The following is a 24,687-nucleotide window of genomic DNA, read 5'->3' as shown; positions in this document are numbered from 1 at the left end:
TTCAGCCCTGACCTGCCGCCCGTTGCGCGGCGACTTATCCTGATGATTCCTTTGAGGTTCGTATCATGCGTCTGACTCTGCCTTCCCTTGCCCTCGGCCTGCTGCTGTGCCAGGGCGCTTTCGCCGGTGACGGTACTGCCGCCATTGGCGGCGGTCTGGGGGGTGTCCTGGGCAACGTTGTTGGCCAACAGCTCGGCGGCAAGACCGGCGCAGCCATCGGTGCCGGCGTTGGCGGCGCAGCCGGCAGCGCGGTCGGTGCACGCAAGGGCAACCGTACCGAAGCCGCCATCGGCGGTGGCCTGGGCTCGGCCGGTGGCTCGCTGCTGGGCGGCGCAGTAGGCGGCAAGACCGGTTCGACCGTGGGTGCCGGCCTGGGCGGCGCGGCCGGTGGTGCCCTCGGCAACCATCTGGGCGACGACAACCGCGGCAGCAAGAAGCACCGCCGCCACCGTCACTGAGCCCGTGACCGAAGGGCCGCATAGCGGCCCTTTTTGTTGCAGCACATCAACCCCCCCTTCACTGCAAGCTGGCACACTGACTGCTACTGTCTATCGTGCCCCCGTGTGAAGGAACACCCCCTCCCCATGAACCATGAGTTGCTCTGGGTCCTCGGCCTGCTGGCCCTCGTGATTACCCTGTTCGTCATCAACCGCCCACGCATGGACGTGGTTGCGCTGTTGGTGATTCTCGCCCTGCCACTACTCGGCATCCTTACCGTAGAACAGGCCCTGGCCGGGTTCAGTGACCCCAACGTGGTGCTGATCGCCGCCCTGTTCGTGATTGGCGAAGGCTTGGTGCGCACCGGCATTGCCTATCGCATCGGCGAATGGATGAGCGAGCGGGCCGGCAATAGCGAAGCACGCCTGCTGGTACTGCTGATGGTGGCGGTGGCCGGGCTGGGATCGATCATGAGCTCCACCGGCGTGGTGGCCATTTTTATCCCGGTGGTGCTGAGCATCGCTGCACGCCTGCAGCTTTCACCCAGCCGCCTGATGATGCCACTGGCTTTTGCCGGCCTCATCAGTGGCATGCTCAGCCTGGTCGCCACACCGCCCAACGTGGTGGTGCACAGCGAGCTGGTCCGCCATGGCGAAGCGGGGTTCAGCTTCTTCAGCTTTACCCCGTTCGGCCTGGTGGTGCTGGTGCTGGGCATTGGCTACATGCTGCTGACCCGGCACTGGCTCAACGGTGAAGTGCGCAAGGATGGCCGGGTGGAAAGCCGCCGCACCTTGCTGGACCTGGTACTGGACTACAAGCTCAATGGCCGTGAACGGCGCCTGCGCATTCGCCCTCACTCGCCGCTGATCGGCCACAACCTCGGCGAACTGGAACTGCGCACCAGACACGGCGCCAACGTGATCGGCATCGAGCGCCAGCACAAGTTCACCACGCGCGTGATCGCTGCCGACTCGGGCACCGTGCTGCATCAGGGCGACGTGCTGCTGCTCGACCTGTTCGCCAAGCATGACGACCTGCGCAGCCTGTGCCAAACCATGCAACTGGAGCCGTTGCACTTCAAGGCCGCCTACTTCATCGACCAGTCCCAGGATTTGGGAATGGCGGAGGTCTCGCTGCCGCCAGGCTCGCAACTGATCGGCAAGAGTATCCTCGAACTGGCGTTTCGCACCCGCTATGGCCTCAATGTGGTCGGCCTGCGCCGCGATCAGGCAGCTATCGAAGCGCAACTGCTGGAAGAAAAGCTGCGCCTGGGTGACACCCTGCTGGTGGTCGGCCCGTGGAAGGCGGTGCGCCAGTTGCAAAGCAAGCCCAAAGACTTCCTGGTACTGAGCTTGCCCGCCGAGATCGACCTGGTCGCACCAGCCCGCACCCGCGCGCCGCAGGCGCTACTCAGCCTGGCAGTGATGGTCGGGCTAATGGTCAGCGGCGCCGTACCCAATGTCATTGCCGCGCTGATCGGCTGCCTGCTGATGGGCGCAGGCCGTTGCATCGACATGAACAGTGCTTATCGCGCCATCCACTGGCAAAGCCTGGTGCTGATCGTCGGCATGCTGCCCTTCGCCCAGGCGCTGCAGAAAACCGGCGGCATCGACCTGGCGGTGGGTGGGCTGGTGAACGTGCTGGGTGGTGCCGGCCCCAGCGCCATTCTTGCCTGCCTGTTCGCCGTCACTGCAGTGATCGGGCTGTTCATTTCCAACACCGCAACCGCAGTACTGATGGCACCGGTGGCTGTCAGCACTGCGGCGCAGTTGGGCATGTCACCCTACCCGTTCGCCATGACCGTAGCGCTGGCCGCGTCGGCGGCGTTCATGACGCCGGTGTCATCACCGGTCAACACGCTCGTGCTTGGGCCCGGGCAATACCGCTTTGCTGACTTCGTCAAGATTGGCGTACCGTTCACCGTGCTGGTGATGCTGGTTACCGTCGTGATGGTGCCGTGGTTCTTTGGACTGTGAGGAAAGCGGCCAGGAGTAGAGGCAATTTGACATCATCGCAACCAATCGCGGCAGATTGACATCAACCACCCTGACCCAACACACTGCGGGTAATTGCCCCAGGTGCTCCATCGCGTTGTCCTGGATTTCGTTTCCGCTTGCCGGTCGAGTTCATGGTTTTTCCAGCCCAATCGCGCGTGTTGCCTTATATCGTTGTACTTGGCGTGACCTTTGCCCTCACCCTGGGCGGCATCCTGGCACGCCCGATCGAATCGCTGTCGCTGTTTTGGCCAGTGAATGCGGTACTGGCCGGCATACTCCTGCGCTATCCCCGTCAAGCCACGTTTACCGGCTTTAGCCTGGTGTGGCTGGCCATGGTCGGCGCCGACCTGCTGTGTGGCAGTGCCTGGGTGCCGGCGCTGTGGTTCAACCTGTGCAATCTTGGTGTGGTGGTCACCCTCTGGCAACTGCTGTCGCGCTTGCCACGCATGCACCGGCGCATGCGCAGCCCGCACGGCGTACTCCGCGTGTTCGCCGCCTGCGCCGCCGCTGCCGTGGTAGCGGCCAGCATGGCAGCGGCAATGGCCGCACCGTGGTTCCAACAGTCGTTGCGCGCCACCTGGCTAGCCTGGTTCAGCGAACAGTTCTCGACCGGCGTGCTGGTGCTGCCAGTGCTGCTCACTGCGCCCTCGGTACGGGCCTTGATGCGTGGCGGCGCGCAACCCATCCGCCTGGCGCCGTTGCTGGTGCTGCTGGCCTCGCTGGCATTCAGCATCGCCTTTGGTGGCCCGGGTGCCATTGCTTTCCCGATTGCCGCGTTACTGTGGTGTGCCTGGACCTACTCACCGTTCCTGGTGTCACTGCTGACACTCACGGCCGGCAGTACGCTGATCGTGGCCGTGGCGCAAAACCTCATGCACTTCAGCGTGCCGCAGAGCGAGCCTGGGGTTACCACGCTGATGTCGGCGCGCCTGGGCATCGCCATGCTGGTGCTCGGGCCGTTGGTGGTGGCCTGCGTCAGCCAGGCCAACCGTAGCCTCATGGCCCGTCTGGCGCACCAGGCCACCGTCGATCACCTCACCGGCGTGCTCACCCGCAGCGCCTTCACACGCCGCGCCAACGCGCTGCTGGAGAGCCGCCAACAGCACGCCCAGGCGCTGCCACTGACCCTGATGATGCTGGACGTCGATCACTTCAAGTCGATCAACGATGCCCACGGCCATGCAGTGGGTGATCAGGTGCTACGCCAATTCGCCGGCACCCTGCAGGACCAGTTGCACAACGACGAACTGTTAGCACGCCTGGGCGGCGAAGAATTCGTTGTCATGCTGCCGGGACTTGCGCCAGAGCGGGCCACCTTCACCGCCGAACGCCTGCGCCGCGCCATACAGGACCTGCACGTGGTGCAGACCGACCAGCGCCTGCAGATTACCGTGAGTATCGGTGTGGCAGGCTGCGACGCAGACATGCCGGCCCCCAGCCTGGATGAACTGCTGGCGAGTGCCGACCAGGCTCTGTACCGGGCCAAGGCTCGGGGCCGCAACCGCGTCGAACAGGCCCAAGCACAGCGCCTGGTGATCTGAACTAGCCGATCAGCAGGTCCCACGACAGCTTGGCGATCAGCACACACAACAGCACCAGGAACAGCCCGCGGACAAAACCGGCCCCCTTGCGTACCGCCAGCCAGGTACCGGTCAGCGCGCCGAGAATGTTACACACCGCCATGGGCAAGGCGATGGCGTACAGCACGTTGCCGGTCGGCACGAAGAACACCAGCGCCGCCAGGTTGGTGGCAATGTTTACCACCTTGGCCGAAGCCGAAGCGTGCAGAAAGTCCAGGGCAAAGAAGCGGATGAACAGGAAGATCAGAAAGCTACCGGTGCCGGGGCCGAACAGGCCATCGTAGAAGCCGATAGCGCCGCCGATCAGCACTGCCAGGCATTGCTCCTTGCGGCCGATCTGCGCAGGTTTGTGCAAGGTGCCGAAGTCCTTCTTGCAGAAGGTGTAGATAGCCATCAGCACGATCAGCACCAGCACTGCCGGGCGCATGACACTGGGGGGTACCAGCGACACCGTGGCGGCCCCCGCGAACGACATGACAAAGGCACTGAGTGCCGCCGGTACGATCAACCCCCAATCCAGCGTCACTTTACGGATGAACGAGCGGGCCGCGAAAGCCGTGCCGAACACGGACGCCAGCTTGTTGCTGCCGAGCAATGCCGCTGGTTGCGCGGTGGGCAACACGTTGAACAACGCCGGGATCTGGATCAGCCCGCCACCACCCACCGCGGCGTCGATCAACCCAGCGGCGAAGGCGAACACAGAAAGCACAGCAATATCCATCATGACGCGGTTCCAGGCAGTGAAGACGCCTGCAAGGCTAATCAAAGTGGCGCGCTTGTGTTGAAATGCCATATTGCAATAACTGCAACAAGGAGCAGGCAATGGCATTGGACATGCTGCGGGAAATCCAGGCGTTCGTCAGCGTCGCACACAAGCGCAGCTTCGTTGCTGCCGCCCGCGCGCTGGGGCGCTCACCCAGCACAGTTACACGTGCTGTACAAACCCTGGAAGACAATACGGGAAGCAAACTACTCAACCGCAACGCCAACGCCGTAACCCTGACCGAGGCCGGCGAGCGCTTGCTGCCGCATGCCGAACGCTTGCTGGATGTGCAACGCGATGCCGCCGACGAACTGGCCGCGCTCAGCGGCAGCGCCCAAGGCTGGATTCGCTTTGCCGCGCCGCAACTGCTGGGAGAGCATGTACTACCGCAAGTGCTTGCCGAGTTTTCCCGCCGCTACCCCCAAGTGACGCTGGACGTCCAGTACAGCGACGAAGCCCTTGACCCGCTGCAAGGTAAATTCGACTTCGTGGTGCGCGGTGCATTCCCGCAATCGAGCGAACTGATCGGCTACCCGCTTTGGCCCTACCAGCGCCACCTGTATGCCAGCCCGGCATATCTGGCCCTGGCTGGCACACCGCAACACCCGGAAGACCTGAATGGACACACCTTGATCCTGCATACCGCGCCACGCATCCTCAAGGCCTGGCACTTCTGCCACGATGGCCAGATCACCAGCCTGCGCCCCAGGCCCAGGCTCCGCCTGGGCTCAGGAAGCGCTGTCTACCACAGCACCCTGGCCGGCGCCGGCATTGCCCGCCTCGCCGCCTGGGTCGGCGAAGCACAGGTCAAGGTCGGCCGCCTGGTCCGAGTGTGTCCGCAGTACCGCCTGACGTCCAGCAGCGGCCAGGACCCACAGATGCATGCTGTATACCCTGCCGGCGAGTTGCCGGCGCGGGTACGTGACTTGCTGGTAGCCCTACGCCAAGCCGACTCGCCCCTCTGAAACAGACCATGAAACGACTGTTCAATTTCTGCTCAATTTAACAGAGCCCGCCGCGGATCTGGCTTACAGCACTTTATCCACAGACCTACCCACGTTTTTTGTGGACAGATTTCCCAGCGTAAAGAACGACTTATCGCACAAGCAGCAATGCCGAATTGGCCAGCTTGACCAGCTCGATCCACTCCTGCGTACTGATTGACCCGGCTTGCTCAAGCGCCTCGGCATTGCGCAGTGCCTGATCATAGCCCGGCTCATCAAGCTGGCCTTCGGCGAGATAACGCCTACGCCACTCCAGCATGGCTGAAGTGCCTTTCTTGCATTCCATCAATCTATCGACTCCAAGGCAAAATACCGCCGAATAAGCGGCGGCGGGAGACTACACGAGGCTTTTGCACTTGAGAATGACTTGCACCTACCGCTGATCCAGCAGTGCAACGAGGAAGACTACCGGCCATTTGCCAATAGCGTGGGCCCGTCGCTTGAAGTGGACGGGCCGCGCAGGGAAAAAGCAGTTGAACTCAGCTTGGTGGAATGGTGCCAAGAATACCAATCAGAATGGTCAGCAGCAGAAAACCACCCAGGAACAGCGCCAGCTTGCCCATTGGAACCTCTACAGTTGTGATGCGGGAATGGGCACATTGTCGAGCTTGGGCTGATACGGTTACAGATTCAGGTTTATGGAAAAAAAGCGGATCAGATGCGATGCGCGGATGCCGCCGGGCTGGATTCAGCCGCAGTGGTTGACGCTGACCACGTGTCGCTCGCGGACCGGCAATTGATACACGAAGTTTCTAAACACGCCTCCAGGCTTGCGCAGTACCTGCGCCGGGTACGCTGCCCCTCGAAAGCTCTTGAGCCCAGCCAATACGGTAGATTGAGCTTGCCTGGGAGGACACGATCTGAAACACGGTTTGTAGGATTGTTTACCGCAATCTGTAGGAAATGGCGTGGCAATGAGTCTTGCCTGTATGAAACATCAGTTTCTCAGGCAAATTCGAGCTGCTACGGTCCATTTTTCCTACAACGGCACGGAAGCCTACAGCGTGAGAAAAGCATGGACTCGTTCAAAACCTCTGCACTGAAGTTGCAGAAAAATCTGCTAGACCTGCGCGTTGCGCGTGAGCGCCTGAGAGGTGAAGGCAAGGACAAGGAAGCGGATCAACTCGCTGGGCCGATCGCGCGGCTTGAGGAGGCCATCCGGCAATTGCCGGATAGCCTGAAGCCCGACACTTTGCAGTGACCTGCAAGAGCCACTGTCATGCTCCACAGCTCAGGCCTACCCATCTCAGAATCAAGCGGTTCTCATCTATATCTGTCCGGTAGTTGGAGCGCGCCATCACGTTGCGCGCCCGTACCCCAAGCCCGGCCAGCGACCCGCATCGCCCCAGGTAATTGAGGAAGGTGGCCGGCAGGTCACATTGCAGGTGGGTATTTCAGCCTGCATGGCCACAACAGCTTTACCGTGCGGCGCTTTACTCTGGCAGCGACGCCTTGTTCGCCATCATCGCTGACTTCGAACTGCCCCAGCAGCTTCTGCAACTTGCTCGGCCAGGTCGGTCAGGTGCTCCCACTACTCGGGTGCAGCAGCCTCCAGTACTGCTCGCAGATCGCACAACAGTTCGATAATCGCACAAATTCAGCCAAACCCTCTCTACTGTTGCCCTATCTTGCGGCACGCTATAGCGAAAGTCAGCAAGCCATATCACGTGCTGACAGGCCCCATCGCTTCACGCGCTCCGGCCAGCCCGACAACCACAACTCCAGGAACAACCAGGAGCTCGCCTTGATCAATAAAACGTACGAGTCCATCGCCAGCGCGGTGGAAGGGATCACCGACGGTTCGACCATCATGGTCGGTGGCTTCGGCACGGCTGGCATGCCGTCCGAGCTGATCGATGGCCTCATTGCCACCGGTGCCCGCGACCTGACCATCATCAGCAACAACGCCGGCAACGGCGAGATCGGCCTGGCCGCCCTGCTCATGGCAGGCAGCGTGCGCAAGGTGGTCTGCTCGTTCCCGCGCCAGTCCGACTCCTACGTGTTCGACGAGCTGTACCGGGCCGGCAAGATCGAGCTGGAAGTGGTGCCGCAGGGCAACCTGGCCGAGCGTATCCGCGCCGCAGGCTCCGGCATCGGTGCGTTCTTCTCACCGACCGGCTACGGCACCCTGCTGGCCGAGGGCAAGGAAACCCGTGAGATCGACGGCCGCATGTACGTGCTGGAAATGCCGTTGCACGCCGACTTCGCACTGATCAAGGCGCACAAGGGTGACCGTTGGGGCAACCTGACCTACCGCAAGGCCGCCCGCAACTTCGGCCCGATCATGGCCATGGCCGCCAAGACCGCCATTGCCCAGGTCGACCAAGTCGTCGAACTTGGTGAACTGGACCCGGAACACATCATCACCCCGGGTATCTTCGTCCAGCGTGTGGTCGCCGTCACCGGTGCTGCCGTTTCTTCGATTGCCAAAGCTGTCTGAGGCCTGCCATGACCATCACCAAAAAGCTCTCCCGCACCGAGATGGCCCAACGCGTGGCCGCAGACATCCAGGAAGGCGCTTATGTAAACCTGGGCATCGGCGCACCGACCCTGGTGGCCAACTACCTGGGCGACAAGGAAGTGTTCCTGCACAGCGAGAATGGCCTGCTGGGCATGGGCCCAAGCCCTGCACCGGGCGAAGAAGACGATGACCTGATCAACGCCGGCAAGCAGCACGTCACCCTGCTGACCGGTGGTGCTTTCTTCCACCATGCCGATTCGTTCTCGATGATGCGTGGCGGCCACCTGGACATCGCTGTACTAGGCGCCTTCCAGGTGTCGGTAAAGGGCGACCTGGCCAACTGGCACACCGGTGCCGAAGGTTCGATCCCGGCCGTAGGCGGCGCAATGGACCTGGCCACCGGCGCCCGCCAGGTGTTCGTGATGATGGACCACCTGACCAAGACCGGCGAAAGCAAGCTGGTGCCCGAGTGCACCTACCCGCTGACCGGCATTGCTTGCGTCAGCCGCATCTACACCGACCTGGCCGTACTGGAAGTGACACCTGAAGGACTGAAAGTGATCGAGATCTGCGCGGACATCGATTTTGACGAGCTGCAGAAGCTCAGTGGTGTGTCGCTGATCAAGTGATCCAGGAAGCCTTAGGCTCTGTACGAAAAGTCTTGAGACGCAGGTCAGGCAAGGCGAAAACAGCCGAGGAACGGCCGGGGTCGCGCCCGACTGTACTGGAGTACATGAGCATTCCGAGGCTGTTTTCAACGCAGCATGAACAAGTATCAAGGCTTTTCGTACAGAGCCTAGGGCTTTCCATGCCCTCTGCGGCATTATCGATAGTGCCGCACAAGCGCCGCGAGCAGGGAGCACGCGGTGCTTGAGGCCGCCTTTCCAACCGCTTCGGAGCCGATAGACGAGAACTCTCGGAGAGGTCAACCCAATGAGCTATCGAGCGGGAGCCAGATAGCGGCGTAAAAAACTGCCGGCCACGACTTTACGCCTTTTTTACTCGACATTACCGTAGAGCAGGCAATACTGCCGGCATTGTCCCAACGAGCTCCCTCAATGCCGCTTCCTGCATTGCGTTTCATTGCCTTCATTATTGGTGTATTCCTGATCACGTTGGCCGTCAGCATGGTGATTCCGATGCTGACGCTGCTGGTGTACGACCGCAGCGACGACCTCGGTGCATTCGTCTGGTCGAGCCTGATCGTTCTGTGTGCCGGCCTGCTCATGGTAGCCCGCGGCGTCCCCGACACACCGCAACTGCGGACCAGGGATATGTATCTGCTCACGACGGCAAGCTGGGTCATCGTGTGCGCATTCGCGGCGCTGCCAATGGTGTTCATTCGACACATCAGTTACACGGATGCGTTCTTCGAGACCATGTCGGGAATCACCACCACCGGCTCGACCGTGCTGACCGGCCTGGACAGTGCATCACCGGGGCTGCTGATATGGCGTTCCCTGCTGCACTGGCTGGGAGGCATTGGTTTTATCGGCATGGCCGTGGCGATCCTGCCACTGCTGCGCGTGGGCGGCATGCGCCTGTTCCAGACCGAGTCTTCGGATTGGTCTGACAAAGTGACGCCGCGTTCGCATGTGGCAGCCAAGATGATCCTGCTGGTCTACCTGGGCCTGACAGCATTGGGGACATGCGCGTTGTGGGCTGCCGGCATGACCCCGTTCGAAGCCATCAATCATTCGATGTCGCTGGTTTCAACCGGTGGTTTCTCTACCTCGGATGCCTCTCTGGGTCATTGGAGACAGCCTGCGGTGCATTGGGTAGCCGTGGTCATCATGATACTCGGCAGCCTGCCCTTCACGCTGTATGTCGCCACGCTGCGGGGCCATCGACGCATCCTGCTCAAGGACCATCAGGTTCGCGGTTTCATTGGCTTTCTCGCCTTCGTCTGGCTCACGGTCGGAACCTGGCTCTGCTGGCACAGCGATCTGGCCTGGTGGGATGCGTTTCGTATCGTTGCGGTCAATGTGACCTCGGTGGTGACCACCACGGGCGTTGCCGTGGGTGATTACACGCTCTGGGGCAGCTTCGCCATCATGCTGTTCTTTTACCTGACGTTCATCGGCGGGTGCTCGGGCTCTACCGCCGGCGGTTTGAAAATATTCCGTTTCCAGGTGGCCGCTGCCTTGCTTGTCAGCAGCCTGAAACAGTTGATCCATCCACGGGCAACGATCTCGAAGAAATACAATGGGCACCCCATCGATGAAGAGATCGTTCGCTCATTGCTGACGTTCTCGTTCTTCTTCTCCGTCACCATCGCGATCATCGCCCTTGGCCTCTCTCTGATAGGGCTCGACTGGATGACGGCGTTGAGTGGGGCTGCCACCGCCGTATGCAACGTCGGCCCGGGCCTGGGCACACTTATCGGTCCTGCAGGTAATTTCGCCTCCTTGCCGGACGCAGCGAAATGGTTACTGACCATCGGCATGCTGCTTGGACGGCTCGAAATCCTCACCGTACTGGTACTGGTCTCGCCAGTCTTCTGGCGATTCTAAGGCGGAGGTCATCCGGCCAATCAGCCATAAAATTGGGCAGGGACTGCATATTCGTTCTAGGTTTACTGGCGCAGGAATAACAACAACAAGCGGAGAACGACGCCATGAACCGAGCCCTTCGCCTGGCATTGGCCAGCACCTTGTTTACGGTCTGCGCGGCTGCCCAGGCCGCACCGACCTTCATCAACATCCTCACAGGCGGTACCAGTGGTGTCTATTACCCGGTAGGCGTAGGCATTTCACAGATCTACAGCCACGGCATCGAAGGCAGCAAGACCACGGTGCAAGCCACCAAGGCCTCGGTAGAGAATCTCAACCTGTTGCAAGCCGGTCGAGGGGAGTTGGCATTCGCGCTGGGGGATTCGGTGTCAGATGCCTGGAAGGGCGATGCAGAGGCTGGATTCAAAACGCCCTTGAAGAAACTCCGCGCCATCGCCGGCACCTACCCGAACTACATCCAGATCGTCGCCAGCAAGGAGTCGGGGATCACCTCCCTGTCAGACCTCAAAGGCAAGCGTATCTCGGTTGGGGCACCCAAGTCCGGCACCGAGCTGAATGCCCGCGCCATCTTCAAAGCCGCAGGGCTTACCTACCAGGACATGGGAAAAGTTGAATACCTGCCCTATGCGGAGTCCGTCGAACTGATCAAGAACCGTCAGCTTGACGCCACGCTGCAATCCTCAGGGCTCGGTCAAGCAGCTATCCGGGACCTGGCCGCGACCTTGCCGGTAGTGTTCGTGCCTATCCCTGCCGACGTCGTGACCCGCATTGGCAACAACGCCTACCAACCCGCCACCATTCCTGCCAACACCTATGATGGTCAGAGTGCGGACGTATCAACGGCGGCCATCAACAACATCCTCGTCACCCGCGCCGATATCGGCGATGACCTGGCCTATCAGATGACCAAGCTGATATTCGAGAACCTTCCACGCCTGGTCACGGCCCACGCTGCAGCGAAAGATATCCAGGCAGAAAATGCCGCCAAGAACCTGCCCATTCCGCTGCATCCAGGAGCAGAGAGGTACTTCAAGGAGAAAAACCTGCTCCCCTGATGACATCCTCGAGCCATGGAGCAGCGTATGAATGATACCGCGCAAGGTCTTCACGCCAGCACCGATCGCTGGCCTGCCGCGCTTTTTGCCGTGGCGCTGGTCTTTTCGGTATTCCAGATCGCCACAGCGGCCTTCCCCCTGATTTCCACCCAAGTACTGCGTGCAATACACGTGGGGTTCCTGTTGCTGGTGGTGTACCTGAGCTATGCATGCGTTGGCCACCATCGGCCCTGGCAACCTCTTGCCTGGCTGCTGGGTCTTGCGGGAATGGCGACGGCCGCATACCAGTGGTACTTCGAAGGGGATCTGATTCAACGCTCCGGCGAACTGACCACCAGTGACCTGATCGTGGGTATGTTGCTTATTGGTTTGGTCTTTGAAGCCGCGCGGCGCGTCATGGGCATAGCGTTGCCCATCATTTGCGCCCTGTTTCTGGCCTATGGGTTGCTTGGCCAACACTTGCCAGGCGAACTGGCGCATCGAGGCTACGGCCTCGATCAGATCGTCAATCAGTTGGCCTTCGGCACCGAGGGGCTGTATGGCACACCGACCTATGTCTCAGCCACCTACATTTACCTGTTCATCCTGTTCGGCGCATTTCTTGAGCAAGCGGGCATGATTCGTCTGTTCACAGATTTCGCCATGGGGCTGTTCGGCCATCGCAGCGGGGGGCCGGCCAAAGTGTCGGTGTTCTCCTCGGCACTGATGGGTACCATTACCGGCTCGGGGGTGGCCAACGTCGTCACCACCGGACAGTTCACCATTCCGCTGATGAAGCGCTTCGGCTACAAACCTGCATTTGCCGGTGGCGTCGAGGCGACCTCCAGCATGGGCAGCCAGCTGATGCCGCCGGTGATGGGCGCTGTGGCGTTCATCATGGCCGAGACGATCAACGTGCCCTACGCCGAGGTGGCGAAAGCCGCGCTCATCCCAGCGTTGCTGTACTTCGGCTCGGTCTACTGGATGGTCCACCTGGAGGCTCGGCGCAGCCATCTGCATGGTTTGCCGCGCGAACAGTGCCCGAGTGCCTGGGATGCGTTGCGACAACGCTGGTTCCTGCTCGTACCGCTGATGGTCTTGGTCGCGCTGTTGTTTTCCGGGCGAACACCTTTGTACTCGGGAATGGTCGGCCTGGCCCTGACCGCCATCGTCATCCTTGGCTCGGCCATCATCCTGCGCGCTCAAAAAACCTGGCTGCGCGCGGCTTTCTGGGTTGCACTCGGGATACTGTGTTCAGGTTTTTTCCGCATGGGGATCGGGGTGATCCTGATGGTCATTGCCGGCCTGGCCATTGCGTGCTGCTTCGTCCAGGGCGGCCGCGCCACCCTGCACGCATGCGTCATGGCCCTCGCGGAGGGTGCCCGTCATGCGGTACCGGTGGGTATTGCCTGTGCGCTGGTCGGTGTCATTATCGGCGTCATCTCGCTGACCGGCCTGGCCACCACCTTTGCCGGATACATTCTTGACCTGGGACGCGACAACCTGTTCCTTTCGCTGGTGTTGACCATGCTCACCTGCCTGGTACTGGGTATGGGCATTCCGACCATCCCCAACTACATCATCACCAGCTCCATTGCTGCCCCGGCCCTGTTGGAACTCGGGGTCCCGCTGATCGTCTCGCACATGTTCGTGTTCTATTTCGGCATCCTGGCCGACCTGACGCCGCCCGTGGCATTGGCGTGCTTTGCAGCTGCCCCGATTGCCAAGGAAAAAGGCCTGTTGATCAGTTTCTGGGCGGTGCGCATTGCCTTGGCCGGTTTCGTTGTACCCTTCATGGCAGTCTATGACCCGGCGTTGATGATGCAAGGTGAAGGCATGGGCAGCACGCTGTACATGGTGATCAAGGCGGCGTTCGCGGTTGCCCTTTGGGGGTGTGCGTCGATCGGGCATTTGCGTGCCCCCATGCCCTGGTGGGAGCGCCTGCTGGCGTTCACTGCTGGCGTGTCATTGATACTCGCCCTGCCCATCAGCGATGAGGTCGGTTTTGTTTTGGGTGCGGCAGTGCTGGGTTGGCACTACTGGCGAAGCCGACCGGCTTCTGGACACCCCGCATGATCAGCCTTTGCGTTGGGCTGGCCGGTGTGGTCTGGGTCAGCCTGCCACTGAACGAGTTTACCCTCGCGTGGCAGCACAGTATCGAAAAGGTCCGCTGGGAAGAGGATTATCAAGTGACCCCGGCTGGCCTGGTACTGGTAGAGGCACGGGTCAAAGGCAGCGGGGCCGGCATGGAGATTCCGGACGACGCTCAACTGCGCGACGGCACTTGGCACTATCGTCGTCATCTACCACCGCTGCAGCCCTTGCATGCCGGGCGAACGCCCGAGGCTGGCGACTATCAGGTCTGCACGACAACCGGGTGCCAGCCGCTGTCCCATTGGTTAGGACCGCCGAGCGAACGCATTGCTGCAGTAGACTTCTGGGCCTGCGAAAATCCGCCTTTGGACAGCAGGCGAACCGCCCTGCCCTGACTGCGCCAGGGCAGGACCGAATCCAGTTCAGCCCACCACGTGCAAGTATTGCAGGTGGCGTTCGTACTGATCCAGGATGTCACCAATCACATCGTCGCGGCTCCACCCCATGATGTCGTAGTCCTGGCCCCCTTCTCGCAGATGCACTTCCGCACGGAAATACTTGCGCGCATCGCCACCGTCTTCGGTGTCCTGCATGACGAAGCTTGGCGTATTGAAGGCCCGTGGCCGCACCTCGTAGAGGAAACGCCCTTCACCGGCATGGGAGAGCTCCAGGGATACCCGTCCATCATCGCGCTCATTCACGCTCACCTCGTAGCCTTGCTTACGCAACTCCTGGGCGACCTCTTCGCAGGCAGGCCTCACCACCTCGGCGATAAAGCGGGTGACATGAACCCGGCGCGGCATCAATGCAATATTGCGCAGCCTCCGCTGCCAGCCGCCGTGTGGGTGGCGGGTATGGCGTGGGCCTGGCAACGCTTGATTGCGCAACCCGCGGCGAGTCGCATCAAGACTCAGCGCCTTGAACAAGCCCCAAATCGCAACCAGCAAGATGACCGCGAACGGCAGAGCGCTCGCAATGGTCGCGGTCTGCAGCGCCTTGAGGCCGTTCGCCAGCAGCAACGCGATCGCGACCGCGCCGATGCAGATTGACCAGAAGATACGTTGCCACAGGGGTGAATGACCTTTTCCGGAGGAGGCGAGCATATCCACGACCAGCGCACCAGAGTCCGCCGAGGTCACAAAGAACACGACCACCATAAGCACCGCGACCAACGAAATGATGCTGGAGAACGGGAAATGCTCCAGGAAAGCGAACAAGGCGAGGGAACTGTCTTCACTGACCACAGTAGCCAGATCCTTTACACCATCGTTGAGGATCATATGGATTGCCGAGTCACCGAACACCGTCATCCACAGCAAGGTGAAACCCGCCGGTACGAACAATACGCCGCAGACGAATTCCCGGATGGTCCGCCCTCGCGAAATACGTGCGATGAACAAACCCACGAAGGGCGACCAGGACAACCACCAGCCCCAGTACAGCAAGGTCCAGCCACCGATCCAGTCGGTGGGCTCGTAAGCGTAGAGATTGAAGGTTTTATTGACGATATCCGAAAGGTAAGCGCCGGTATTCTGTACATAGGTCTGCAGCAGGAACACCGTAGGCCCAAGCAGCAGCACGAACAGCATCAGAATCACCGCCAGGCTCAGGTTGAGCTCGGACAGGATGCGAATACCTTTGTCCAGGCCGCTGGCCACTGAAAGCGTCGCCAATGCGCAGGTGGCGGTGATGAGGATGACTTGCACGGTAGTGTTTACCGGCAAACCGAACACATGATGAAACCCGCTGTTGATCTGCAATACCCCGTAACCCAGCGAGGTCGCCACACCGAACACCGTGCCGAGGATGGCAAAGACATCCACGGCATGGCCTATAGGGCCATAGATTCGCTCACCAATCAGCGGATAGAGTGCCGAACGCAAGGTTAACGGCAGGCCGTTGCGGAAGCTGAAGTAGGCCAGGATCAGCGCGACGATGGCATAGATCGCCCACGCATGCAGGCCCCAGTGGAAAAAGGTGATTTTCATGGCTTCCCGTGCCGCAGCGACGGTGCCAGGATCGCCCACGGGCGGTGTGGCGAAATGCATGACCGGTTCGGCCACGCCGAAGAACATGAGGCCAATCCCCATACCCGCCGAGAACAGCATGGCGAACCAACTGCTCTTGCGGTAATCCGGCTCACTGTGGTCAGGGCCTAGCTTGATGTCGCCATAGCGGCTGACAGCCAGAAACACCACACTGATCAACACCAGCGCTACAACAAGAATGTAGAACCAGCTGGCATTGGTGATGATCCATCGCTGGACTTGCTCGAACAGCGTCTGGGCGTGCTCCTGAAATGCCGTGGCGTACAAGACCAGCAGAAAGATAAGTATCGCACTGGTGTAGAAAACGGGTGGATTGAGGGTGCTCCTGGGTTTGGGGGCTGCAGTCATAGCGGCCGTTCTCCTTGCAAGGCGATGAGCACAGCGTGCCTGAGCACGACGACTTTTACCAAGGCTAGCAGTTGGATAAATTCCCGTTTGCCAAGCCTCGTGTGCTCGGAAATAACCACAAACCCTAACGTCTGCAGGAAAAAATCTCAAACCGACATGCCTTTGGAGTGAATGGTTTGGCGCTTTTTGTTCATCTGAGAGTGGTTATTCGGTAGACTAGCGGACGGGTGCCAGCTGCACGGTGCAGTGAGGCAGGTTAAAGAACAGCGCAGGTCGGGCCGCCATGCGGGAGCACCTGCGCCTATGCATAAAAAAGAATTACCTCGCGCCCAAGACCTGGCCGAGCGAGCCTTCGCCAACCTTGAGCGCTTTTTGCACATTGAAGCGGTCAGCGGCATCGTTCTGTTGATTGCCGCAGTCGCTGCACTGATCTGGGCGAACTCCCCGGCTGCCGACAGTTATGAAGCCCTTTGGCATACGCCGTTGACATTCGGCGTGGGCTCGCATGTCTATTCGCAGTCCCTGCACTTCTGGATCAATGATGGCTTGATGACCATCTTTTTCCTGGTCGTGGGCATGGAGATCCGCCGCGAGATCCACGAGGGCGCACTGTCCAGCCTGCGCCAAGCCACGCTTCCCATGGCAGCCGCTGTCGGCGGCGTAGCGGTACCCGCACTCCTCTACCTGAGTTTTGGTCACGCGCCAGCAGACCAACAAGGTTGGGCAGTGCCAACGGCGACGGATATCGCCTTTGCGGTGGGCGTACTGGCACTGCTCGGCAAGTCGATCCCGTCCAATGTACGTGTGTTCCTCCTCGCCCTGGCAATCATCGATGACATCATCGCAGTCCTGATCATCGCGTTCTTCTATTCTGGCGGCCTTGATTACACCGGTTTCGGCGTTGCACTGATCGGCCTGCTCATGGTGATCGGGCTTCAGAAGATCGGTGTGGGTTCAGCCTTCGCCTATGTCATTCCTGGCGCGATCGTCTGGCTGGGCATCTTGTTGACCGGCGCCCACCCGACTCTCGCAGGTGTTGTGCTAGGCCTGATGACACCTGTCACCGCAATGCCCATGCGTGAGCGCCCGCTGGATGCCATTACCCGCTTCACCGGCGAATTGCTGGGGCGCGCCAAGGCGCCTGAGCAAGATGCCAGCGACCTCATTGATCCTTTGAAACGGCTGCGCCTGGCCCAGCGCGAACTGCTGCCGCCGGTGGTGCGTATGCAAGGGACCCTGCACCCTTGGGTAGCCTACGGCATCATGCCCGTGTTTGCCTTGGCCAATGCCGGGGTAAGCCTTTCGGGTGTCGACCTGTCCGCTGAAGGCCCCCAGTGGGTCATGATCGCCGTCGCTGTCGCCCTGGTCGCAGGAAAGCCCTTGGGCATCGTCAGCGTTAGCTGGCTGATGGTCCGCCTGGGCTGGTGCGAGCTTCCCGCCGAGGTCAACTGGCGTAGCATCATGCTGGTCGGGCTGCTGGCCGGCATCGGTTTCACCATGTCGATCTTCATCGCCAACCTCGCTTTCGTCGACCCTGGCTCACTCGGGGCTGCGAAACTCGGTGTGCTATCCGCGTCATTGATCGCGGCCGTGCTGGGTTTGACCTGGGGGATGTGGAGCATGCGTAAGGCAGCACCTGCTACCAAAGCAAGTTCGGCCACCTAGCCACATTCTGGCACTGGCGATCCGTTGCATGTGAGCAAACGGATCGCCACGCCTGGCACGACTACAACCTGTGTCGGGTAGGCCTGCCTGGGAAAACACGCCATACTCACGGCTTTCCAAGTCAGCCATGTGTGGACCATGCCCGAACCTACCCGTCCTGCACCTTCACTCTCCCGCCGTTCACGCTGGCGAGAATGGCGTCAGCGACTGGCGTTCTGGATCGGGGCGTTGCTGGTGGGGCTGGTTGCGCTGGCATTCGCCTGGCTAGCCGACGCGGCGTTCGCTTCGTTCAAGCGTTTGCTGGAATGGGCACCCTGGTCACCTCTTCTAATCACTCCGCTTGGTTTCGCGCTCCTGGCTTATCTGACGCAACGGTGGTTTGAAAATGCCAAGGGTAGCGGCATTCCCCAAGTCATAGCCGCCCTGGAAGTGCCCTCTCGCCGGCTGCGCGCCCGATTACTCTCGCTCCCTGTGGCTGCAGCACGCATGAGCCTGACGTTGGGCGCCCTGCTGGTCGGCGGTTCGGTTGGCCGGGAAGGCCCGACCGTCCACATCGGCGCCGCTGTGCTCTATTCCTTTGGCCGACGTTTAGGCCTGCATGGCCGGCGCACCATCGCTGGCCTGGTGCTCGCCGGAGGCGCCGCGGGTATTGCGGCAGCCTTCAATACACCTTTAGCGGGGGTGGTCTTTGCCATTGAGGAGTTGAGCCGCACGTTCGAGCAACGTTTCAGCGGCCTGGTGCTCACTGCGGTGCTGATCGGTGGGGTCGTCACGCTGGGGCTGATGGGGCATTACGCCTATTTTGGAGAAATCAGCGGTCGAATGCCGGTGGGCTGGGGCTGGAGCGTCGTGCCTGCCTGTGCAGTCCTGGGCGGGCTGCTGGGTGGTTTTTACGCCAAGCTTGTGCTGCCCACCGACAAGGGCATACTCGGCCAGGTCTGTGCATTACGCGGACGCTATCCAGTGCGCTTTGCTGCCATCTGTGGCTTGTTGCTGGCCACGTTGGGGCTCGTCTCTGGCAATCATGTATTCGGCACCGGGTACGAAGAAACGCGAGCATTGCTGGAGGGGCAACCGATCACGGACGCAAGCTTTCTCCTCTGGAAGTTTCTGGCCAACGTCGCGTCCTATCTTTCCGGGATTCCTGGCGGGCTCTTTTCGCCTTCGCTGAGCATCGGCGCCGCCTTTGCGCCCCTGTTGAGCTTGCTGCCCGATGTTGATCCCCAGGCAGGCGCACTACTCGGCATGGGCGCATACCTGGCCGGTGTGACACGCTCGCCACTGACCGCCTCGGTCATCGTGCTTGAATTGACACACAGCCCGGACCTGGCCATTCCCATGTTGGCATCGACACTGATGGCGGCGGCCATCTCTGGATGGGTGTCTCCGGTCTCGCTTTACCATGCCTTGGCCAAGCAGATTACCGACAAGCTTCATGCTGCCGCGTCTTCTTCCACAGAGCCCGCCCCTAGCCAAGCAAGCGCTACTGAAAAACCTTGAGCAGCACCAAGCCTGCCCTGAGGGGGACAGGGCTCCCAACAGGGCGGAACTGTCGCGCGCATTCACGCCTCCGTAGAGTCTGTTGGCTGCTTTAGCACCCCGAGCAACAGCAGGTCGAACGCCTTGCCAGCCTGCGCCAAGCATGCATTGCCGTCTTCGGCCTCCGCGATCCACACAGCCGCTTCAGCCAAGCTGCCGTAGATCAACGCAGCCAGCGCTTGAGCGTGCGCGTTGACGAAAACGCCCTGTAGCACCAGGTTGTCGATCAACTGGCGCAGCGACTCTATGCAATACCGCTGGGCCTCAGGCGAGCCGCCACCCAACACCGCTCTGGCGTCGCGCAGCACGATGCGCTGGATCTCGGGCTCCAGCGCCATCTCCAGGTAGGCGTGGCAGCGCTGGCGGAAGCCGTCCAAAGCGTTATCGGCGGTCTCGGTAATGGCACGCAGGCGCTCGTCCATTTCAGCGTCGAGCTGCTCGACGACGGCTGCCAGCAACCCCTTCTTGTCGCCAAAGTGGTGGTACAACGCCCCCCGCGTCAAGCCCGCCCGGGCGGTCAGATCATCCATCGAGGCGTGCGCAAACCCCTGCTCGGTGAACATCTGGCGGGCGGTGGCCAGTAACAGGGCTCGGGTTTCTTGCATTGCGGCGCGGGTGCGGCGAACCATCCAGCTATTCCTTGTGTTCTGGCAGCATAGGGCGGGCGTATACGAGTATTCATACCGCTTGCACGCATTGTCTTGGGCGCGAGGCGCACTGACAAGCCTGTCGTATCGTCGCGCGGTGACCGAGCCCCCAAGCCTGGCGGTCCCTGAAGCCGATCAAAGCGAATACGACGCCTGTCGGGCTCGGTCGCGCATGCGCTGGTAGCCCCAAAGCGCGACCAACAACACTGCGGCCCCGGCGGCCAAGGCCACGTTGAATCCGGCCTGGGCACCCCACACATCGACCACCTGCCCAGATGCTGCGGCACCGCCGGCAACTCCAACGTTGAGACCGGCGAGCAACCAGGTCATCCCTTCGGTCAGCTTGCTTTCGGGCACGATGCGCTCTACCAGCGACATCGCCACGATCATGGTCGGGGCGAAGAACAGGCCCGCGACCAGCACGGCGATGGCCAGCCCGATGATGTTTCCCACCACCAGCAGCGGCAAGGTTGTCGCCGCAGTCGCCAACCCACCCAGCAGTAGCAGCTTGTGTAGCGGGGTATCGAGTTTCAGGACACCGAACACCAGCCCCGCGACACAGGAGCCGATGGCATAACAGGACAGCACCACGCTAGCCGCAGCCGGCATGTCCATCTGCTCGGCGAATGCCACGCTGACGATGTCGACCGTACCGACGATCAAGCCCATAGCAACCATTAGCAAGGTCAGCAGGCGAACGTCGGCCAGCCTGAACACCGACATGCTGTCTTGCCCGGTGGCGGCATCGGCCTCTACTGGCGGCTCGGTGCCGACCTGCACCGCCAAGGCGAACACGCCGATGGCCAGGAACACGGCAGCAACCAGTGTACCGGCCTGCGGAAGTACCGCCACGCTCAGCCCCACCGAAATCGGCGGGCCAGCAATGAAGGTGACTTCGTCAAGAACGGTTTCCAGCGAGTAGGCTGTCTTCAGTTGCGCCTTGCCGCGGTAAATCGCGGTCCAGCGCGCGCGCACCATCGCCGACATGCTGGGCATGAAGCCGGCGAGCGCGGCCCCGACGAACAGGGTCCAGTCCGCCAACTGCCAATAGCTGCAAGCCAACAGCAGAAGGATGCCCAGCACGCTGAGCCCGGCGGCGGCCGGCAATAAGCGGCCCTGGCCATGGCGGTCGACCAGGCGCGAGATCTGCGGCGACATCAGTGCATAGGTCAGCACGAAGGTGGCCGCCACCGCACCGGCCAGGCCGTAACTGCCGGTGATCTGCGACAACATGGTGATGATCCCGATACCGGTCATCGGCAACGGCAACCGAGCCAGCAGGCCGGCCAAGGCGAAGCCCTTGGCGCCTCTGGCCTGGAACAACTCGCGGTAGGTACTGAACACGCTCGACTCTCCTTATCGAAAGGCCCTTGGGCAGTCACGCTCAAGGTAAATTACATGCAGCTCGTATGATTAAAACCTTATTATCATACGCACTGAATGTAAAGCCTCATGATCCGCCGAGAACGCCCTTATTCAGCCACCCTGCCCTGTGACGCCTTGCGTGTCGCGAGCGGTCGTTCGCCGTTGAGCGAGAGTTGAACAGTGTGGGCGATGCCCTCCGCGCTTAGGAGGCGCGGGTCAAAAAGGTGGGCAATCTGCGCAACAAGCCCACCGGGACTTGGTTTGCATCACCCATTAGAGGAAGGAGTGCGGAACGATGGTACCGTTCCAATTTCAAGCGATTGAGTAGAGATGAGAAAGGCCCATCATTCCATGAGCCCTGTCAGGCGCCTACGTGCAAAGGCATCAGGCGGCACGCCCGGCGGCACCAAAGCCTTACAACTTCCAGTCCAGGCTGACCATCATTGTCCGTGGCTCACCTTGGTAAACGCCGTTGTAGAATCCAACGTTGTTGTAGTAATGCTCATCGAACAGATTCTTCACGTTAACCGACGCTGACAGGTGTTCATCGATTTGATAGCGTGCCATCAGCCCAACCACCGAGAACGCCTTCTGGCCGATCTTGTCTTTGGCAGTGATGATCCTGTCACCATCGCGCCCCACTGGGCGGTTGGCCATTTTGAAGTTGTCGCTCTGCCAATCCAGGCTCGCCCCAACGGTCAATGCCGGGGTCATCTTGTAGGTGCTGGAGAAGCGCACAAGGTTCAATGGCTGCTCGGTATTCTTTCGCTTTTTCTCGGCTGTGGCGGCATGGGTGTAGCTGTAACCCAGGCTCATCTGCCAATCGGTCATCACCTCGCCCGCGACTTCAGCTTCGAAACCTTCAACGACTACACCTTTACCGCCACTTTTGTAGAAAACTTCATTGCCATTGGGCGGCACCGAGTCATCCTGTTCCGCCACGTTATCCTGTTTACTGCGGAACACGGCAGTACTCAGGTTCAGCCTTTCTTCGAACATACTGCCCTTGAGACCTACCTCATAGACTTTGCCAACGATAGGTTCGATGTACTGCTTGTTGACGTCTCTCACGGTCTGCGGGTTAAAAATGTCGGTATAACTGACATAGGCGGTGAACTGGTCATTCAGGTCAAAGAGCACACCGGCGTAGGGTGTCCACTGATCGTTTTGCGTCTGCTTGGTAGTGGACTGACCGGCGACATTCAGGGCGTCGTCATAGTCCCATTCCCGACGCTCCGTTTCCCAACTGCCGTAGCGGCTGCCAACCACGAAGTGAAGGCGGTCTGTCGGGTTCAGCCGTGTTGCGATGTAACCCGCTTTCTGACGGGTGTAGGAGCGCGAACTGTCCAGTCCGGTATCGATGTCATAGAACTTGGGGATAGACCCCATGTACTTCCAGTCAGGAATCTTGTTGTAGTCTTGGGGCACTGGAAGACCAAGGCGATATGGCTCACTATTGCGCCGTTCTGACTCGCCGTAGCCGATCATGAAGTCATGACTGCGCCCCATCAATTGGAAGGGGCCAGCGAGGTTGAAGTCGATCGCATCCATCTTCTCCTCCCCACCAAAATGCGCGTACCAGGCCCGCATGCCACTGCGATCAGCCTCCGGGAAACCATTACCTCCGTAGTACACCTTGCCGTCACTGTCGGTTTGCCGATGGGTGTAGGCCACTTTCATCAGCCAGTCGTTACCCAGGCGCTGATCAAGGGTTGCGAATACCGTCTGGTCTTTCAATGGCCAGGAAGACCATGGGGCGCTGAGGTTGGTCGAGCGTGGCAGATTGGCTTTACTGCCATCGGCATTCCAGAAAGGCACCGTACCCCATGAGGAACCTTGGACGTGCTTGTTCTGATAGTCATATCCCACCGCCAGGACCGTGCTGTCGGTCAGGTCGGCTTCGAGCACGCCATACGCCACCTCACGCTGGGTGGCATATTTATTCATGAACGACTTGTTGTCGCGATACGCCAACACTGTGCGACCGCGCAGCCGCCCCTCCCAGCCTAATGGGCCGCCGACATCCAGGTAGGTGTAGTAGTTGTCGTAGCTGCCCCCACTGACACCGCTCTTGACCGCCAGCTCATGCGTTGGCCGCTTGCGCACCATCGCGATAGTGCCCGAGGGATCACCAGCGCCTGTCGTCAGCCCAGTGGCTCCGCGAACGACCTCAATTCGATCGTAGATGATGGTATCCGAGTCGGACTTAAGCCCCGAGAACGTATTGAGCATTCCATCGATCTGGAAATTATTGATCGCGTAACCACGTGAGTAGTAGCCAGGTCGCTCCGAGTCATTTCGCTGAACCGTTACCCCCGTCACATGGGCCATGGCCTCGGACAGCGTGTTGAGCTGGAAATCGTCCAGCTGCTGCCGGGATATCACCGAGACCGATTGGGGTGTTTCCTTGATCGAGAGATTCAAGCGCGTGGCTGCGCTCATGCTCCCGGTAGTGTAGGAGCCACTGTTCTCAGTGGTACTACCCAAGCTGGTAGCGACCACATCAGTGGAACCAAGCTCCAGCACACTGTCCTCGGATTTGGTTTCTGCCTCAGCCAGCGAAAACGGGCAGAAGACGGAAGCACACAGGCCGAGAGTGAGTGTCATGGAAGGGTTGATCGACGGGGGCATCGCGGGCTGACTCCTTGTTCATGAAAAATCCTTGGCGCAGGAATCTACATGAAAATCATCCGCATGTGATAATTAATATCATCTTTGTGATGGCAGCCCTTCCCCATCGCCCCTCTTGGGAGCAGGGGTCTTTGAGGGTTAAGGGATTCCATCGTCCGCGGCGACAGTTGCCAAAGCGCGTGAGATCTACTGCTCCACTCAGGCTCAAGCGCTCAGGCGAGAAGGTCGAGCACACCAGTGGCGCCGCGTATCGCTGCTCGGGAAGGTCGCCGAGATCGTCGGCGAGTCTCTGCGCAAAGGCGCCCAATGCCACATCGAGGGCAGTGGGGCATACCTCGACGGCAATGATCTTCAAGCATTGCGCGAAGTGAGTCAGCCAGGACGGCCGGGATGCGGGGGATGAACCAGGCGCTCAGGCGGGCCTGAACCCAATAAAGGGGGCCGCAAGGGCTAATGCCAGTCAGTTAAGGTTTCATCCTCATTAACTGGGGCCGCTTTGCGGCCCTTCGCGGGCAAGCCCGCTCCCACAGGTTTCGAGCAGGCTTGAAGCTTGTGAGTTT

19 protein-coding genes and 1 pseudogene are annotated in these 24,687 nt (G+C 60.5%); 14 read left to right on the top strand and 6 right to left on the bottom strand.

Annotation, left to right across the window (positions count from 1 at the left end):
• Nucleotides 1-65 precede the first annotated feature (65 nt).
• The 3 genes from ACF8GF_RS00235 to ACF8GF_RS00225 all read left to right on the top strand — a co-directional run bounded on the left by ACF8GF_RS00235 (nucleotide 66) and on the right by ACF8GF_RS00225 (nucleotide 3,976).
• A complete protein-coding gene (locus ACF8GF_RS00235; protein ID WP_016498896.1) occupies nucleotides 66-458 on the top strand; it encodes a glycine zipper domain-containing protein in 393 nt (130 codons plus the stop codon).
• 126 nt (nucleotides 459-584) lie between these two features.
• Nucleotides 585-2,414 (top strand): SLC13 family permease, encoded by a 1,830-nt coding sequence (locus ACF8GF_RS00230; protein WP_176682319.1) that lies wholly within the window; start codon nucleotides 585-587, stop codon nucleotides 2,412-2,414.
• 137 nt (nucleotides 2,415-2,551) lie between these two features.
• On the top strand, nucleotides 2,552-3,976 hold the full coding sequence (locus tag ACF8GF_RS00225; RefSeq protein ID WP_392487492.1) for a diguanylate cyclase: 1,425 nt from the start codon (nucleotides 2,552-2,554) through the stop codon (nucleotides 3,974-3,976).
• A gap of 1 nt (nucleotide 3,977) precedes the next feature.
• On the opposite strand, the gene ACF8GF_RS00220 is transcribed toward ACF8GF_RS00225, so the two are convergent.
• The gene (locus tag ACF8GF_RS00220; protein WP_176682317.1) at nucleotides 3,978-4,739 is read right to left on the bottom strand and encodes a TSUP family transporter; all 762 of its coding nucleotides are present in this window, start codon (nucleotides 4,737-4,739) and stop codon (nucleotides 3,978-3,980) included.
• A gap of 98 nt (nucleotides 4,740-4,837) precedes the next feature.
• Between ACF8GF_RS00220 and ACF8GF_RS00215 the strand changes: the two genes are divergently transcribed.
• Nucleotides 4,838-5,743 carry a LysR family transcriptional regulator gene (locus ACF8GF_RS00215; protein WP_176682316.1) on the top strand — a complete coding sequence of 302 codons (906 nt, stop codon included), beginning with the start codon at nucleotides 4,838-4,840 and terminating at the stop codon, nucleotides 5,741-5,743.
• A gap of 130 nt (nucleotides 5,744-5,873) precedes the next feature.
• Here the strand turns inward: ACF8GF_RS00215 and ACF8GF_RS00210 are convergent, their stop codons facing one another.
• Nucleotides 5,874-6,068, bottom strand: a complete 195-nt coding sequence (locus ACF8GF_RS00210; RefSeq protein WP_176682315.1) for a hypothetical protein — start codon at nucleotides 6,066-6,068, stop codon at nucleotides 5,874-5,876.
• A gap of 729 nt (nucleotides 6,069-6,797) precedes the next feature.
• Between ACF8GF_RS00210 and ACF8GF_RS00205 the strand changes: the two genes are divergently transcribed.
• From ACF8GF_RS00205 to ACF8GF_RS00175, 7 genes are all read left to right on the top strand, one after another.
• Nucleotides 6,798-6,983 (top strand): hypothetical protein, encoded by a 186-nt coding sequence (locus ACF8GF_RS00205; protein WP_176682314.1) that lies wholly within the window; start codon nucleotides 6,798-6,800, stop codon nucleotides 6,981-6,983.
• A gap of 543 nt (nucleotides 6,984-7,526) precedes the next feature.
• The gene (locus tag ACF8GF_RS00200; RefSeq protein ID WP_103469815.1) at nucleotides 7,527-8,222 is read left to right on the top strand and encodes a 3-oxoacid CoA-transferase subunit A; all 696 of its coding nucleotides are present in this window, start codon (nucleotides 7,527-7,529) and stop codon (nucleotides 8,220-8,222) included.
• Nucleotides 8,223-8,230: 8 nt separating this feature from the next.
• The gene (locus ACF8GF_RS00195) at nucleotides 8,231-8,872 is read left to right on the top strand and encodes a 3-oxoacid CoA-transferase subunit B (protein WP_176682313.1); all 642 of its coding nucleotides are present in this window, start codon (nucleotides 8,231-8,233) and stop codon (nucleotides 8,870-8,872) included.
• 429 nt (nucleotides 8,873-9,301) lie between these two features.
• Nucleotides 9,302-10,756: a TrkH family potassium uptake protein gene (locus tag ACF8GF_RS00190; protein ID WP_176682312.1), complete on the top strand. Its 1,455-nt coding sequence runs from the start codon at nucleotides 9,302-9,304 to the stop codon at nucleotides 10,754-10,756.
• Nucleotides 10,757-10,860: 104 nt separating this feature from the next.
• Nucleotides 10,861-11,811, top strand: a complete 951-nt coding sequence (locus tag ACF8GF_RS00185) for a TAXI family TRAP transporter solute-binding subunit (RefSeq protein ID WP_176682311.1) — start codon at nucleotides 10,861-10,863, stop codon at nucleotides 11,809-11,811.
• 27 nt (nucleotides 11,812-11,838) lie between these two features.
• Nucleotides 11,839-13,866, top strand: a complete 2,028-nt coding sequence (locus ACF8GF_RS00180; protein WP_392487491.1) for a TRAP transporter permease — start codon at nucleotides 11,839-11,841, stop codon at nucleotides 13,864-13,866.
• On the top strand, nucleotides 13,863-14,279 hold the full coding sequence (locus ACF8GF_RS00175; RefSeq protein WP_209967007.1) for a DUF1850 domain-containing protein: 417 nt from the start codon (nucleotides 13,863-13,865) through the stop codon (nucleotides 14,277-14,279). Before ACF8GF_RS00180 ends, ACF8GF_RS00175 begins: the two co-directional genes overlap by 4 nt.
• A 27-nt stretch (nucleotides 14,280-14,306) precedes the next feature.
• Here ACF8GF_RS00175 and ACF8GF_RS00170 read toward each other — a convergent pair whose 3' ends face one another.
• Nucleotides 14,307-16,280: a choline BCCT transporter BetT gene (locus ACF8GF_RS00170; RefSeq protein WP_176682493.1), complete on the bottom strand. Its 1,974-nt coding sequence runs from the start codon at nucleotides 16,278-16,280 to the stop codon at nucleotides 14,307-14,309.
• 303 nt (nucleotides 16,281-16,583) lie between these two features.
• Here ACF8GF_RS00170 and nhaA point away from each other — a divergent pair, with 303 nt between their 5' ends.
• Both nhaA and ACF8GF_RS00160 read left to right on the top strand, forming a co-directional pair.
• Complete coding sequence (gene nhaA, locus ACF8GF_RS00165; protein WP_176682308.1) at nucleotides 16,584-17,945, top strand: Na+/H+ antiporter NhaA; 1,362 nt, start codon at nucleotides 16,584-16,586, stop codon at nucleotides 17,943-17,945.
• Between the two features lie 138 nt (nucleotides 17,946-18,083).
• Entirely contained in the window at nucleotides 18,084-19,445 is a 1,362-nt protein-coding gene (locus ACF8GF_RS00160) for a chloride channel protein (protein ID WP_245355038.1), read from the top strand.
• A gap of 62 nt (nucleotides 19,446-19,507) precedes the next feature.
• Here the strand turns inward: ACF8GF_RS00160 and ACF8GF_RS00155 are convergent, their stop codons facing one another.
• From ACF8GF_RS00155 to ACF8GF_RS00145, 3 genes are all read right to left on the bottom strand, one after another.
• The gene (locus tag ACF8GF_RS00155; protein WP_176682307.1) at nucleotides 19,508-20,113 is read right to left on the bottom strand and encodes a TetR/AcrR family transcriptional regulator; all 606 of its coding nucleotides are present in this window, start codon (nucleotides 20,111-20,113) and stop codon (nucleotides 19,508-19,510) included.
• 153 nt (nucleotides 20,114-20,266) lie between these two features.
• Nucleotides 20,267-21,475, bottom strand: coding sequence for an MFS transporter (locus ACF8GF_RS00150; protein WP_176682306.1), 1,209 nt, complete (start codon nucleotides 21,473-21,475; stop codon nucleotides 20,267-20,269).
• Between the two features lie 435 nt (nucleotides 21,476-21,910).
• Nucleotides 21,911-24,127, bottom strand: coding sequence for a TonB-dependent siderophore receptor (locus ACF8GF_RS00145; RefSeq protein ID WP_392487490.1), 2,217 nt, complete (start codon nucleotides 24,125-24,127; stop codon nucleotides 21,911-21,913).
• A 206-nt stretch (nucleotides 24,128-24,333) separates the two neighbouring features.
• Here ACF8GF_RS00145 and ACF8GF_RS00140 point away from each other — a divergent pair.
• Nucleotides 24,334-24,449, top strand: a pseudogene (locus ACF8GF_RS00140) (single-stranded DNA-binding protein); the annotation flags it as partial.
• Nucleotides 24,450-24,687 lie beyond the last annotated feature (238 nt).

The sequence above is a fragment of the Pseudomonas sp. yb_5 genome, assembly GCF_043103865.1.
Classification (GTDB): Bacteria; Pseudomonadota; Gammaproteobacteria; order Pseudomonadales; family Pseudomonadaceae; genus Aquipseudomonas; species Aquipseudomonas putida_Y.
Note: the sequence above shows the minus strand (reverse complement) of the source record. Positions and strands in the feature narration are given on the sequence as shown.

Bases quoted from the DNA above. Each gene is read 5' to 3' on its own strand.
- ACF8GF_RS00190 (WP_176682312.1), top strand. From the start codon at position 9,302: ATGCCGCTTCCTGCATTGCGTTTCATTGCCTTCATTATTGGTGTATTC.
- ACF8GF_RS00180 (WP_392487491.1), top strand. From the start codon at position 11,839: ATGAATGATACCGCGCAAGGTCTTCACGCCAGCACCGATCGCTGGCCT.
- ACF8GF_RS00205 (WP_176682314.1), top strand. From the start codon at position 6,798: ATGGACTCGTTCAAAACCTCTGCACTGAAGTTGCAGAAAAATCTGCTA.
- ACF8GF_RS00160 (WP_245355038.1), top strand. From the start codon at position 18,084: ATGCCCGAACCTACCCGTCCTGCACCTTCACTCTCCCGCCGTTCACGC.
- nhaA (WP_176682308.1), top strand. From the start codon at position 16,584: ATGCATAAAAAAGAATTACCTCGCGCCCAAGACCTGGCCGAGCGAGCC.
- ACF8GF_RS00170 (WP_176682493.1), bottom strand. From the start codon at position 16,280: ATGACTGCAGCCCCCAAACCCAGGAGCACCCTCAATCCACCCGTTTTC.
- ACF8GF_RS00230 (WP_176682319.1), top strand. From the start codon at position 585: ATGAACCATGAGTTGCTCTGGGTCCTCGGCCTGCTGGCCCTCGTGATT.
- ACF8GF_RS00195 (WP_176682313.1), top strand. From the start codon at position 8,231: ATGACCATCACCAAAAAGCTCTCCCGCACCGAGATGGCCCAACGCGTG.
- ACF8GF_RS00210 (WP_176682315.1), bottom strand. From the start codon at position 6,068: ATGGAATGCAAGAAAGGCACTTCAGCCATGCTGGAGTGGCGTAGGCGT.
- ACF8GF_RS00175 (WP_209967007.1), top strand. From the start codon at position 13,863: ATGATCAGCCTTTGCGTTGGGCTGGCCGGTGTGGTCTGGGTCAGCCTG.
- ACF8GF_RS00220 (WP_176682317.1), bottom strand. From the start codon at position 4,739: ATGATGGATATTGCTGTGCTTTCTGTGTTCGCCTTCGCCGCTGGGTTG.
- ACF8GF_RS00185 (WP_176682311.1), top strand. From the start codon at position 10,861: ATGAACCGAGCCCTTCGCCTGGCATTGGCCAGCACCTTGTTTACGGTC.
- ACF8GF_RS00215 (WP_176682316.1), top strand. From the start codon at position 4,838: ATGGCATTGGACATGCTGCGGGAAATCCAGGCGTTCGTCAGCGTCGCA.
- ACF8GF_RS00155 (WP_176682307.1), bottom strand. From the start codon at position 20,113: ATGGTTCGCCGCACCCGCGCCGCAATGCAAGAAACCCGAGCCCTGTTA.
- ACF8GF_RS00145 (WP_392487490.1), bottom strand. From the start codon at position 24,127: ATGCCCCCGTCGATCAACCCTTCCATGACACTCACTCTCGGCCTGTGT.
- ACF8GF_RS00235 (WP_016498896.1), top strand. From the start codon at position 66: ATGCGTCTGACTCTGCCTTCCCTTGCCCTCGGCCTGCTGCTGTGCCAG.